The organism is Loktanella sp. S4079, assembly GCF_000967725.1.
GTDB lineage: Bacteria > Pseudomonadota > Alphaproteobacteria > Rhodobacterales > Rhodobacteraceae > Yoonia.
On record NZ_JXYE01000014.1, the window covers coordinates 16,878 to 30,154 of the forward strand.

At 53.9% G+C, this 13,277-nt stretch carries 11 protein-coding genes; 8 read left to right on the forward strand and 3 right to left on the reverse strand.

Annotated elements, in window-relative coordinates:
* Window position 1: 1 nt before the first annotated feature.
* From TW80_RS16970 to TW80_RS16980, 3 genes are read left to right on the forward strand one after another with little or no spacing between them, the layout of a single operon-like run.
* The gene (locus TW80_RS16970) at window positions 2-421 is read left to right on the forward strand and encodes a tripartite tricarboxylate transporter TctB family protein (protein ID WP_045998661.1); all 420 of its coding nucleotides are present in this window, start codon (window positions 2-4) and stop codon (window positions 419-421) included.
* A 10-nt stretch (window positions 422-431) separates the two neighbouring features.
* Window positions 432-1,916 (forward strand): tripartite tricarboxylate transporter permease, encoded by a 1,485-nt coding sequence (locus tag TW80_RS16975; protein WP_045998662.1) that lies wholly within the window; start codon window positions 432-434, stop codon window positions 1,914-1,916.
* Between the two features lie 43 nt (window positions 1,917-1,959).
* Window positions 1,960-2,988, forward strand: a complete 1,029-nt coding sequence (locus tag TW80_RS16980) for a LacI family DNA-binding transcriptional regulator (protein ID WP_239450582.1) — start codon at window positions 1,960-1,962, stop codon at window positions 2,986-2,988.
* Between the two features lie 75 nt (window positions 2,989-3,063).
* Here the strand turns inward: TW80_RS16980 and TW80_RS16985 are convergent, their stop codons facing one another.
* A complete protein-coding gene (locus TW80_RS16985) occupies window positions 3,064-5,376 on the reverse strand; it encodes a Tex family protein (RefSeq protein ID WP_045998663.1) in 2,313 nt (770 codons plus the stop codon).
* Between the two features lie 184 nt (window positions 5,377-5,560).
* Here TW80_RS16985 and TW80_RS16990 point away from each other — a divergent pair, with 184 nt between their 5' ends.
* From TW80_RS16990 to TW80_RS17005, 4 genes are all read left to right on the forward strand, one after another.
* On the forward strand, window positions 5,561-6,274 hold the full coding sequence (locus TW80_RS16990; RefSeq protein WP_045998664.1) for a Crp/Fnr family transcriptional regulator: 714 nt from the start codon (window positions 5,561-5,563) through the stop codon (window positions 6,272-6,274).
* Window positions 6,275-6,436: 162 nt separating this feature from the next.
* Complete coding sequence (locus TW80_RS16995) at window positions 6,437-8,683, forward strand: pyridoxal phosphate-dependent decarboxylase family protein (protein WP_052701050.1); 2,247 nt, start codon at window positions 6,437-6,439, stop codon at window positions 8,681-8,683.
* Between the two features lie 70 nt (window positions 8,684-8,753).
* Window positions 8,754-9,908 carry an FIST signal transduction protein gene (locus TW80_RS17000; protein WP_045998665.1) on the forward strand — a complete coding sequence of 385 codons (1,155 nt, stop codon included), beginning with the start codon at window positions 8,754-8,756 and terminating at the stop codon, window positions 9,906-9,908.
* 20 nt (window positions 9,909-9,928) lie between these two features.
* Window positions 9,929-10,756, forward strand: coding sequence for an adenylate/guanylate cyclase domain-containing protein (locus TW80_RS17005; protein WP_052701051.1), 828 nt, complete (start codon window positions 9,929-9,931; stop codon window positions 10,754-10,756).
* Between the two features lies 1 nt (window position 10,757).
* Here TW80_RS17005 and TW80_RS17010 read toward each other — a convergent pair whose 3' ends face one another.
* Window positions 10,758-11,966 carry a DUF4331 family protein gene (locus tag TW80_RS17010; RefSeq protein ID WP_045998666.1) on the reverse strand — a complete coding sequence of 403 codons (1,209 nt, stop codon included), beginning with the start codon at window positions 11,964-11,966 and terminating at the stop codon, window positions 10,758-10,760.
* 105 nt (window positions 11,967-12,071) lie between these two features.
* Window positions 12,072-12,581 (reverse strand): phage tail protein, encoded by a 510-nt coding sequence (locus TW80_RS17015; RefSeq protein WP_045998667.1) that lies wholly within the window; start codon window positions 12,579-12,581, stop codon window positions 12,072-12,074.
* A gap of 207 nt (window positions 12,582-12,788) precedes the next feature.
* On the opposite strand from TW80_RS17015, the gene TW80_RS17020 reads away from it, so the two are divergent.
* Window positions 12,789-13,277, forward strand: a 489-nt coding sequence (locus tag TW80_RS17020) for a hypothetical protein (protein ID WP_157033326.1), incomplete at its 3' end; no start/stop codon positions are given.

A 13,277-nucleotide genomic window follows, 5' to 3' on the forward strand; every position in this document is an offset into this window, starting at 1 on the left:
AATGAACGATCTAACCAAAGTTTCTATCGACTTTGAGCGTTCGCATTTGGTGTTTCCACGGCTTATTGCTGTGGTTTTGGCGATCTTATTGGTCGCGATAATCATCCGTGATCGTCAGCGTATCCTAAATGCCCTGCCTTACTGGCGCGGCGTGTTCGAGGCCATGGATAAACCTCGGTTTTTCGGAGCCTTGGGTATCACGCTTTTGTATTTTTCGCTGATGGTTCCAGTGGGAAATATCTGGCCAAACACGGGTCGTGGATTTCTGATTTGTTCGATCCCCTTTGTCATGACGGTGGGGCTGCTGTTCATGCATGAACGCCCCATGCGATCAGTCATTAGCCTTGCGATCGTATCGGTTGTTGGGCCCGGCTTTGTCTGGTGGCTGTTCACCTATCCGTTCTTTTTGACCCTGCCATAACGAGCCTATCATGTTGGAACTTATCACTCCTTTGTTTGTGTCACTGATCCTGGGTGGCACGATGGTCGGTATTATCTTTGGGTCGATCCCGGGGATGACGGCCACTATGGCGGTCGCAGTATGTCTGCCGTTGACCTATTCTTTGGGCCTTGAAAATGGGCTTGCTTTGCTCTTGGGGCTCTATGTTGGTGGGATATCTGGCGGGTTGGTTCCCGCAATTTTGCTAGGGATACCAGGCACGCCCAGTTCGATTACGACCACGCTGGATGGGTATCCCATGGCCCAAAAAGGCGAGGGCGAGCGCGCCCTGAAAATCGGTATCGTCGCCTCGCTCGCAGGTGGTTTGATTTCGCTGTTGGTGCTTTATCTCTTTGCCCCTGCTTTGGCCGATTTCGCGATCAAGTTCAGCTATGTCGAAAAGTTCCTGATCATCGTTTTTGCGCTGACCGTTATGGCGGCATTGTCGTCTGATATGCTGATGGGGATTTTCTCGGGGTTCTTGGGGATATTCGTTGCGCTGATTGGGACCTATGACATTTCTGACGGCGGCAACGGAAAATATCGCCTAATCCCGCCGGGAACTGAATACTGGCTGGATGGGGGCTTCTCACTGTTGCCGGTGCTGATCGGATTGTTTGGACTGGCTGCGATCTTGGAGCAGGCTGAACTAGGCGTGCCCAAAGGTCACTCCGCCGGGGATCTACAGGTCAAAGAACGTAGCAAGTTTTCGTTCAAGATCTTTCGCGGACAGGGCACCAATGTTGTGCGGTCCTCACTGATTGGTACGTTTGTTGGCATTTTGCCCGGTGTCGGTGGGTCGGCTGCGTCTATTCTGTCCTATACCAACGCCAAGACCTTTTCGAAAAAGCCGGAAAACTTTGGCAAGGGCGAACCAGCCGGCATTATCGCCTCAGAGAGCGGTAACAACGGCCTTACGGGTGGGGCGCTGGTGCCTTTGCTATCGCTGGGTATTCCGGGAGATAGTACGACTGCCTTGTTGATTGGTGCGTTTACCTTGCAGGGAATTCAAGTCGGGCCGCTGTTCATCGGAAACAGCCCTGACACGTGGAACGCGATGATTATTGCGATGTTGATTGCGAATGTCGCGATGTTTGCGATGATGTATTTTGCAATCCGCTACTTTGCCAAAGTGGTCACCGTGCCCAAGCATCTGCTGTTCCCCATCATCCTGATGATGTGTGTCATCGGTGCCTACACGATCAATTATGGCATCATGTTTGATGTTTGGACTTTGCTGATCTTTGGGATCTTTGGGTGGGTCGCGACCAAGCTTAGGCTGGAAATTGCGCCGTTCATCATCGGGTTTATCCTTGGGCCATCTGCCGAGGTCTATTTCGTCAAGAGCCTTGAATCCTTTGGTGACTTGTCGATTTTCGTCACCAAGAGCTGGATTGCCGTGGTTTTGTGGTTGCTGATCATTGGCTCGGTTGCGGGCTCTGTGATGCTTAGCAGAAAAACGAAAACCAGTGTATAACTGGGACTTGCAGCCCGTTGATCCCTAAACGACAATGGGCTGCATGATGGATACAACGAACCTCACCCGCAAGAAAACGTCGCGCCGCGTCACAATGGAAGACGTGGGCAAGCTGGCGGGTGTATCGCAGGTGACGGTGTCGCGCGCATTGTCGGACCCGGACAAGGTGTCGGCCAAGACGCTCAAGAAAATTACGGACGCAATTGATGCGACGGGTTTTGTGCCCAATGCGATTGCGGGCGCGCTCGCTTCGCAGAAAAGCAATTTGATTTCGGCACTTGTTCCGTCAATCACCAATATCGTTTATTCGGCGGCCGTTGCGTCGTTTTCATCGGTCATGCGTGAACACGGTTATCAGGTCTTGTTGTCAGAAACCGGGTTTGACCCAGCAGACGAAGAGGCGATGATCCTGACTCACCTGTCACGGCGTCCGGATGCGGTCTTGCTGACAGGTATTCATCACACGGCGAAAGCCCGAAAGATGCTTTTGGCATCGGATATTCCCGTGGTGGAAATCTGGGATACGACCGAAAGCCCGATTGATATCTGCGTAGGGTTTTCACACGACAAGGCCGCTGCAATGGCGGCCGAATTTGCTGTGTCTCATGGCTATGCGATGGCGGCGACAGTCTCGGCCAGCGACGAACGCGCGCAGCGACGTCGCCGGGCGTTTGAGACGCGATTTGCAGAGCTCACCGGTACGCGCGTTGAGCAGGCGGTGCAGTGCAAACATGCCTCTCTGGCCAATGGTCGCGCCGGGTTGCAGGCCTTGCAGGGTCAGCAGATGAAATCAGGTACGTTCGTATTCTGTAGCTCTGATGTGCTGGCGCATGGCATGCTGATTGAGGCTAACGCCCAAGGGCTGGCTGTGCCGACAGATGTGGCAATTATGGGCTTTGGCGACCAAGAATTCGCAGCCCATACCGAACCATCGCTAAGTACAGTCCGGGTTGATCGAGCGACACTCGGCAGTTCCGCTGCAATGGCATTGCTGTCGCGGTTTCAGAACGAAACACATGTTGTGCCCGTGAACGACATCGGTTTTGAAGTGGTCAAGCGCGACAGCGCTTAACCTATTGAACTTGATGCATACAAGAATGGGGTAGAGGCGATTTTAGTCGCGCTCTACTTTACCATTCTTGTGTAGCTAGTCTCTTGCGCGTTTGAACGCGTCTGCAAGTGCAGAGCCAAATGCGCCTTGGCTGCTTGTGTTACCTTGGCGTTGCTGTCCTTTAGGGGCGCGGGATTTGGTGGTTGTATGTCGATTATCGCGCTTGCCGGGTGCGGGTTGATCGCCACCTTTGCGCATGCTTAACCCGATACGGTTGCGGGGGACGTCGACCTCGGTGACACGCACTTTGACGACATCGCCTGCCTTAACGATCTCATGCGGGTCTTTGACGAATTTATCTGCCAGTTGGCTGACGTGAACCAAACCGTCCTGATGAACGCCAATATCAACGAACGCCCCAAAGGCGGCGACATTTGTGACGGTTCCTTCCAGCGACATACCGGGCTTAAGATCAGTGATGCTGTCGATGCCTTCGGCAAAGGTTGCGGTCTTAAAGCTGGGGCGCGGGTCGCGGCCAGGTTTTTCCAATTCGGTCAGGATATCTTGGACCGTTGGCAGACCAAAATTAGCATCGACAAATTGTTCGGCGCGCAAGCCTGAGAGAGCCTTGCTATCGCCCATGATTGCACGAATATCTCTACCGCAGGCGGCGACAATCTTGCGTGCGACGCCATAGGCCTCGGGGTGAACCGATGACGCATCTAACGGCTCTGTACCGCCCGTAATCCGCAAGAAACCAGCGCATTGCTCATAGGCTTTGGGGCCAAGGCCAGAGACCTTGTGCAGCGTTTCGCGGCTATCAAATGGACCGTGCGTATCGCGATGCGCCACAATCGCTTGCGCCAATGATGGGCCAAGACCTGCCACATGTGACAGCAATTGCGCAGAGGCCATGTTCAGATCCACACCGACGGCGTTCACCGCATCCTCGACCACAGCGGCAAGGGATTTGGCAAGGCGGCGTTGGTCAACATCATGCTGGTATTGGCCGACGCCGATCGCTTGGGGTTCGATCTTAACAAGCTCGGCCAGCGGATCTTGGAGACGCCGCGCGATGGACACCGCCCCGCGTAGCGAAACGTCGATACCTGGGAATTCGTTTGACGCTACTTCTGATGCTGAATAGACCGATGCGCCAGCTTCGGACACGATGACGGGTGTCGGACGCGGGGTGCCCGTTGGCAGTCGCTTGATCACATCATGCACGAGGCGCTCAGATTCGCGGCTTGCGGTGCCGTTACCCACAGCGATCAGTGCAACACCGTGTTTGCGGATCAAATGTGCAAGCGTTTCTTCGGCGCCACGCAGATCGTTTTTCGGCTGAAACGGATAGATTGTTGCGGTCTCGAGCAGTTTACCTGTCTCATCGACGACGGCTATTTTGCACCCTGTGCGGATACCCGGATCAAGCCCAATGGTGGCACGCGCACCGGCAGGTGCAGCGAGCAGCAGGTCACGTAAATTTCTGGCAAAGACATCAATTGCCGCGGCATGTGAACGTTGGCGAAGATCACCCAGCAAATCCATGTACATCGTCAGGCTAAGTTTTACGTTCCACGCCCAATTGGCGACTTCGCGTAGCCAGATGTCACCCGGTGCGCTACCTGCTACATTGATGCTGGCGGCAATGATATTGATGATGCGCGGTAGCCCCTCTTCGGGATCCGGGGCGATGCTGATGGTCACGATTTCCTCTTTTGCGGCACGCAGAATGGCAAGCGCACGGTGCGAAGGAATATTTGCCCAGCTTTCACTATGTTCGAAGTAGTCCGAGAATTTTGCCCCGGCCTGTTCTTTGCCAGAAATCACGCGGGCGCTAATCAGTGCTTCGTTTTGCATAATCTCGCGTAGGCGGCCCAGCAGTGCTGCGTTTTCACCAAGTTCTTCGACCAATATGTCGCGTGCACCTGTTAGGGCGTCTTTGACCGTTGGCACGGTTTCGGTCACATAGCCAGCAGCAAGCGCTGTCGGCTCTGCTGTGTGGTCGTCCATGATTGCCCGCAAGAGCGGCTCCAACCCATTTTCGCGCGCGATCATTGCTTTGGTACGTCGTTTGGGCTTGTAAGGAAGATATAAGTCCTCAAGCACCGCTTTCACGTCGGCGGCGGCGATTTCGCGGGCCAGCGCATCGGTCAGTTTGCCCTGCGCCTTGATTTCCCCGAGGATCGCCTCGCGTCGTTTTTCCAACTCGCGTAGGTAGCCCAGCCGATCTGCCAATGTACGCAGTTGCGCATCATCAAGCCCACCTGTCACCTCTTTGCGGTAGCGGGCGACAAATGGCACTGTGTCGCCTCCATCAAGCAGTGAAACCGCTGCGCTGACTTGCGCTGGTTTTGCGCCAATGTCGGTTGCGATAGTGCGAGAAATGCGGTCTGCGACGGCGCTCATGGAAGGCTCCTGTTTGTAATCAGAGTGTCGTGATAACGCCCGATTTAATCCGCGCCAAGTGGTTCAATGTAAAACGTGAAAATTGGCAATCTGATGCATTTTCACCCGCAATCGGGCCTAGCCATATGTGTAGGCTTGCCGTAATCTTTGGGTTGGGGGCGTACGATTAGGGTACGAAACATAGATGGCAGATAGTCATAGCGCATGGGCGCAACATCAAGAGACGCTGGGGAACTGCAGTCTCTTTTCCGGCATTGAGGAAAATGAGCGCGCGACCATCGCCAAGCAGATGGAATTTATCACAGCACCGCGTGGTCGATTGATCATGCAACATGGTGACACGACAACGGAAACGTATTTCTTGGTTTCTGGCAAAGTGATCGGACAGTTGGTTGCCGATAACGGACGCGAGATTCTGTTCACCGAAATTGCAGCGGGCGGCTATTTCGGAGAGTTGGCCGCCTTGGACGGCGCAGCGCGATCCATTACAATTTCGGCGAATGCAGAATGTGTTCTCGCAAAGCTGAGTGCTGCGCAGTTTCGCGAAACATTGATGGCACATCCGCAGATGGCCATTAACCTGGCCACGGACCTCGGCGCGCGCCTGCGTCGCATGAATGATCGCGTGTTCGGTCTGGTTGTTCATGATGTTGTGACGCGCGTGTGTGTTCGCCTGATGCAATTGGCCCAAGCCCAAGAGCAGTTGATCGACGGTGGTGTGATCAGCGATGCCCCCACCCGCGAGGGAATGGCCGGGTTCGTCGGGTCCAACCGCGAAGCGGTCAGCCGTGCCTTTGCGCGCCTAAACAAGGCGGGGATCATTGAAACTAAGCACAAAAAAGTTGTGATCTTGGATGTTGATCGCCTGCTCGAGGCCTCAGAGGGGCCTGCAGACTAACGACTTTAACAGTCTTTTTGTCGTGTCGTGCCCTAGCGCACAGAAATTTCATTCAGGCGATCACAAAACGCATGGGTAACCAGTTTTGCATGGCCAGGCCGACGTCGGCTTGGACCATGCGCATGTTTTTATCACGGGACATCTTACAAGCGGACATTCAAAATGGAAAAATCAGACAAGCACCAACGGATCGTTTCAACGCTTTCGGCGTTTCATCAAAAGGAACAAGATGAAGGTCGGATGGACCTTGACCGGAGTAAGGGGTCGTCTTCCCTTGCCGGGTGGTTTCTGGGGCCGCTTGCAGAAAATCAGGATGTGCTATCGCGTTCGGTTGAACGTGCGGTGGCTGCGCATTGTAATGCCCGGCGTGAATATGGCGCGCAGTTTGATGATCCGCCCTATGTGACCCCAGAGATCAAACAATCCGAGTCATATAAAAAGACGATTTCGACGCTTGATCATAAACTCGACGACCTGCTGGGCGCATTGCACGGGTCGATCCCCCTGTCTAGCTATCGCAACCAGTCGCACATGTATTGGGATATCACCATGCCCGGTGCGATCGGGTATTTCGCTGCGATGCTTTACAACCAGAATAACGTCGCTGCCGAGGCATCTCCTGTTACCACCCTGCTCGAGATTGAGGTCGGCAAAGACCTCGCGCGGATGTTGGGCTATCCGGTGCCCGAGGATGGCAAACAAAATGACGGCGCACCAACGCCATGGGCGCATATCACCTGTGACGGTTCCGTCGCCAACGGAGAGTCGATGTGGGCTGCGCGCAATCTGAAATACATGCCGATCACTTTGGCAGAAGCTATCCGTAACGAAGAAGACCTTTCTGCCGCCAAAGAGGTGACGGTGACACTGGCCGATGGACGCAGCAAAAAGCTGTTGGAGTTGGATTGCTGGGAATTGTTGAACGTTGCCATTGATGACGTGATTGCCTTGTCGCCACGGATGCAATCGAAATTTGGCGTTACCCCAGAGGCGATCAAAGCTGCGTTAGAAAAATATTCAGTGCAGAACCTTGGCCTTGCGGAATACCAACAACGATTTATTTCCAAAGACGTCCAAAGCCTGCCTGTCGTTTTGGCGCCTTCGACAGCACATTATTCATGGCCCAAGAGCGCGGCCCTGATTGGCCTTGGCGCGAACCAGCTTTGGCGTATCGAAGTCGACCAAGATGGCCGGATGCGTATGGACCGCCTGCGCGAGGTGCTTCAGGATTGTCTGGATAAAAAACGCCCTGTGATCGAGGTCGTTGCCGTTGTTGGATCGACCGAAGAAAGCGCGGTTGATCCGCTGGCCGACATCGTTGCACTGCGTGACGAATATCGGGCCAAAGGTTTGGAATTCTCGCTGCATGTTGACGGTGCTTGGGGTGGCTATTTCGCGTCAATGCTACGCGACAGCAAGGAACCTATCGACCCAGATCAGGCTGGTGCGCTGGAACAAACCCCAGCAATGGTCATGAGCGACTACGTCTTGCGCCAATATCGCGCGTTTCAACATGCGGACACGCAGACAGTTGATCCACACAAGGCTGGCTTTATCCCATATCCTGCCGGTGCGCTGTGTTACCGCAATGGCGCGATGCGTGATATGATCACCTTTACCGCGCCAGTTGTCTATCATGGCGGTGTTGACCCAACGGTCGGTGTTTACGGTATCGAAGGTTCAAAGCCGGGTGCCGCCGCTGCTGGGGTTTACCTGTCTCATGCGATGATCCGACCAGACAAGTCAGGCTACGGCAAATTGCTAGGAAAGTGTATTTTCAACTCCAAGCGGCTTTATTCTGAATTGGTGGCAATCGACGGCTCGGACGACATCATCAAAGTCGTGCCGTTCCAGCGCCTGCCGGCCGAAAAAGCTGGTAAAAGCCCAGAGGAGGTGGCGCGCGAGATTGCTTATATCCGCGATAAATTCCTGCCTCTTGAAAATGACGCGCTGGTTGATCTCTTTGAGAAGGACAAACACGCGCATACTTTGTTCAAGGAACTAGGGTCTGATCAGAATATCGTCACCTATGCCGTCAACTTTAAAACCAAGGACGGCTGGAACAGTGATGTGACCCTGATGAATGCGCTGAACACTGCGATCTATCAGACCCTGTCAATCAGCACCTATGATGGCGGTGTTGTGCCTGAGCAACCGATGTTCGTGACCTCGTCAGCCTTTGATGTGCCCAGCTACGGCCAAGAGTTTGTGAACGCCTATGCCGCGCGCGCTGGGCTGAAGCCAACAGCCGGCGCATCAATGTCATTTCTGATTTCAACCACCCAAGATCCTTGGGTTTCCGCAACCCAAGAGGGGAATTACATCCCCAAAGTTGTCTCTAGTTTCAAAGAGGTCGCTAGGGTTGCTGCGATTAAGCTTATGGAGAAAAACGGGCTTGTTTGGGAATAAAATGATGCTTATCCAAAAATAACAGAAGAGTGACCTTTGGCATTCTTCTTTCGGGGAAAAGGGGAATAATATGTTAAAGGTTGCCGTTGGTTGGTGTGACGAACCTGATGCTGTGGAGGCAACGCAAGTCGCCCTAGACATGGCTGAAAAGTCATTGGGTGGGCACATACCACAAGCAGGTATTGTCTATGCTGCGGTCGACTTTGATCTTGGTGCTGTTGGGCAGGCAATTGCCGCGCGTTTCCCCGAACTGTTGATTGTTGGATGCACCACTGACGGTGAAATTGCAGGTGGCGAAGGCTTTCTTGAGGATAGCCTCGTCATTACGCTCTTTGCCTCTGATGTGATTAGCTTTACCGCCGGGATCGGACACGGCGCGATTGCTAACCCCAAAGGTGCAGCGCAAGGTGCGGTTGCCATGGCCCGCACGGGTTCACAGGTGAACCCCGCGCTCTGTATTACCCTGCTCGAAGGGCTGGGCACCAATATTCATCATCTGGTTGAGGGGCTGCGCGATGCGGTTGGCCCCGACGTCCCCGTTGTTGGTGGCGCGGCAGGTGACCAGTTGCGGTTCGAAGGCACACGGCAGCTTTACGGTGATACCGTCACCAGCGACGCTGTGGTGGTTTTGTTACTGCACGGCCCTCTGTCAATTTCGACCGGAGTCTCCACTGGCTATACACCGCTTGGTCAGCCGCATATCGTGACCAAGGCCGAAGGCCCCGTTGTACATGAAATCGACGAACGGCCCGCGGCTGATCTCTATGCAGACTATTTGCAGCAACCGTCGATTTTCTATCCATTGGCGGTGCAGGATGAAACGCGTAAATCGCTTGTGCTGAGCTCACCGTTGAACTTTGACGAAAAGACGGGCGCGCTGCATCTGGTGAATCCCGTTGAACAAGGTAGCCGCGTCCAATTGGCGACGGCCTCGCGCGAAGAAATCGTTGACGCGGCGCGCAACTCTGTCGGACAGGCATTTTCCCGATTTGATGCTGATGGCGTTGATGCGGCATTGTTGTTTTCATGCGCTGGGCGCCGCGCCACTCTGGGGACGCGGACGGGCGAAGAATTCCAATCCATTAAGAACGTCATTGGCGAGGATGTTCCGACAGCCGGGTTTTATTGCTATGGTGAGATTGGCCCAGACACCAACGGCGGCGTGTCATTGACGCACACGAACGCATTTGTTGCCGTTCTGCTTGGTACACCAAAGAGCGAATAAGATCAGGGAAAGTTGCTTTTATGTCTGACCGTCCTGCGGACAACGACAGAGAACTCAGACGTACAAAGCGACTGCTGGCCAAGTCCGAGCTAAGGCGCGCCGAACTTGAGCACCTGATTGATACCGGACAGTCGTTTCAACGACGCGTACTGGCCGAGGTTGAAGAGGCAAGAGCCGCCTTGCAGGTGGCGAACGAACGTCTGACCCTCGAACAAGAACGCACTGATCAGCTGCTCAAATCGATTATGCCGAGTTCGGTTGCGTCCGAATTAAAGCAAACGGGCGGCGTGGTCCCGCGCCGATTTGAAGATGCAACAGTGATGTTCGCGGATTTCGTCGGGTTTACGGCACGCGCCGAAACACTTGATCCGTTGGTTCTGGTGCAAATTTTGGATCAATATTATTCAGAGTTTGACCGGATTGTTGCCGCCCATCAGATCGAAAAGGTGAAAACCATTGGGGACGCCTACATGTGCGTGTCTGGCCTGAATGAGGACCCAAAATCGGCGACACGCATGTTCGAGGCGGCACGCGCCTTTTTGCAATTTGTAAAGACCGTGCGCCCATTTGGTTTGTCCGAAAATGCGCCAGCTTGGAAAATTCGTATCGGAATCAACTCTGGCCCAGTGCTCTCGGGGGTCATTGGGCATGATCGGCTAAGCTATGATATCTGGGGTGACACGGTAAATACTGCTGCGCGTGTTGTGGCCGGATGTGCCGAGAATGAAATCCTTTTGTCACGCAGTACCCATGATCTGTTGATTGATCAGAATGGTTTTGAACCTTTGGGCGCGATCCAAGCCAAGGGGCGCGGGCCGGTTGATGTATTCCGGCCCACGCAACTTTGATTTAGTCCATATAGATCGGCGCAACGGGGCGCACCGGAACACCAGGTTTCCATGCTTGATTGAACGAGGGTGCCGCATAAGGGAACTTTTGCAGGTTCAAGTCTTGATCTGAACTACGCGGCAAAAAGCTGGTCGGATCTGCATAGAAGAACGGGTTAACATCCGCGATGGTCCAATAGATCGCATCCTCAGCAAAGCTGCGGCCATTAGGATAACCTGCTGGCTCTGTGGGATCCCAACGGATCATGTCGGGTGCATAAAAGTCGACTGTGGCGTCTAGCTTATCTTCTTCGACTTCGAGCCGCTCAAAGCTAAAGCGAAATTGATCACCGAATTTTGCCAACCCTTCGTCAGGGCGTGCCGCGTTATAGGCATCGTTGAAATCGCCAACCGTTGGATAGGCAGGATCAACGGGCAAATAACGATCGGGGTTATAGCCAACCGGAGGATCCACAAAAAAGATGCCTTGCACCCCTGCGCGGCCCATGCGGTCAACGGCGATACCATCCTCTTGGGCAACAACGACCCAGTAGTTCAGTGCCTGATCCGCCAGTCCCGGTACCTCGAGGGTAATCAAGGTCATGTCCGAGACGCCAAATGCACCGATTGATGTAGGCGCTGCAGGCAGGTGATCACCACCGGCAAGAGCCTGTTTGATCGCCAAAGCAGCAGGCGCTTGGACGGTGCTAAAGTTAAAGAAAAAAGGATCGCGACGTGGCCCGACAAAGAGCAACTCTCCATTTATGCCTGTCGTGACCTCAAGCGCATGGTTCAACGCGGTCGTATAGCCGGATCCGACATCCTCGCCATCCCAGCGGTTTGATCGAGCATCATCACCCGTTGCACGCTTGAGCTCGACTCGCTGGCGCTGTGCTTCGCCTTCAATATCGTGGACGCGAACCTTGTAAGTGATATCCGCGATGGCATCGTAATCGGTGTCCAGCTTGAACATATAGATGAGTTCAGGATCGAGCCGAATTTCGTCGGACCCCAATGTACCGGGCGCGCCGCTGCCAGAAAGCGGGTTGAGCGTAAACGACATGGTAAGCCCACCAGTCTGCTCTCCGCGAAAGACAAAGCTATCGCCAATGTCCGCCATCGGATGGAGTTGCGTGTAAGGCGCATCGCGATGATCCGAAGCCAACGTGGCGGTTCCGATTAACCCCGAAGCAACTGCTGTCAGAGCAAAAAATCTGTTACGGTTATTCATCTTATGATCTTTCCTCGAAAAAGAATATGGGCGAACCTAACCGCAAATCTGCCGGTTCGCCCATAGGTTAGTCCACACGGGCAAGAACTAACCGTCCTGATGCGCTTAGCTACGCGATGGATAAACGCCCTGAAGTGCAATGATGTAGTTGATCACCAGGCTGGGTTGCATGTTTTCATGCGGTTGACTGCCGCCAGTAGGAGTAATCGTCTGTGTTCCCAACTCGTTGAGTCGGCCTGGCTCGTTGGAATAAATATTGGCGCTCGCTAAATAGTCGTTCGAAGGTCGTACACTATCAGCCGCCGAAGACGACGCCATTACGCCGTGACCATGTGCAGGCATTTCAGCGACAGTGAGGGTAACATCCTCGCGACCGACCCTTTGACCAATTTGGCGTGGGCTAAGGCCGTTGCCCGTACCCGCATGTATCGGCGCACGGCCGCGTAAATCAGGTAGGCCAAAGGTGGAACGCCCGTCGCCGCCGTATGTCGTGCCCAAGAGGCTAAACAAAGCGGAATTCGAAGCAATAGGAAGAAGCTGCCCATCGCAAAATGCCCATCCGCGCGGTGCGAAATTCCCACCAAACATGATGACTTGCCCTAGAATTGGTTCCATTGTGGTAACTCCGAAGTTTGCAATCGCGTTGGGTTGCGCGTCGCATTTCATGAACTCACGGCGATCCCGTTCGTTTCTGCCACAACCAAACAATTTACGAATTACGAATCTGTGCCCCAGGGCACGGATTTGAAAATCTATCTGGGTAATTTCAGATCCAAATCACAACGCCGCGTTTTGCGCCAAAATACTCGATTGGATTGATCAGTGCTCAATATAGTCTTCCGTGTCCTCACGCTCTCTCTCTTATTTCTCCTATCATTTGTTCCACGCAGCGCGATGGCGCTGGGTGGCGGTAGTTCCTTTGACGATGTTCAGGTGCGACCAATCGGGATTACAGCGACGGACTGTCGCTTTAATGCGTTCTACTACCCTGCGGATGGCGATGCGGGTTTGGATTTCTTCGGAGGTGGATGGTCTTCATCTGGGGGAAACGCATGGATTGGCTATACGATTCAACCTTCGCCGGCGAATATATCAAGTAGCGCGATCCAGACTTACTGTGGCATCACGAACATCCAGAATTTTGTTTCAGATGGTGCAACAGGTTCATATGGGACAGATGACTTTGTCGGAATTCGCTTTCGCGGAACCTTTGGCGGCACGGTCTATGATTATGAAATCGGTGCAAAAGGCGTATCCAACACCTCATTGGTGAATTCGCGTACTACCGTAGCGAACACGACGCCAACGGCG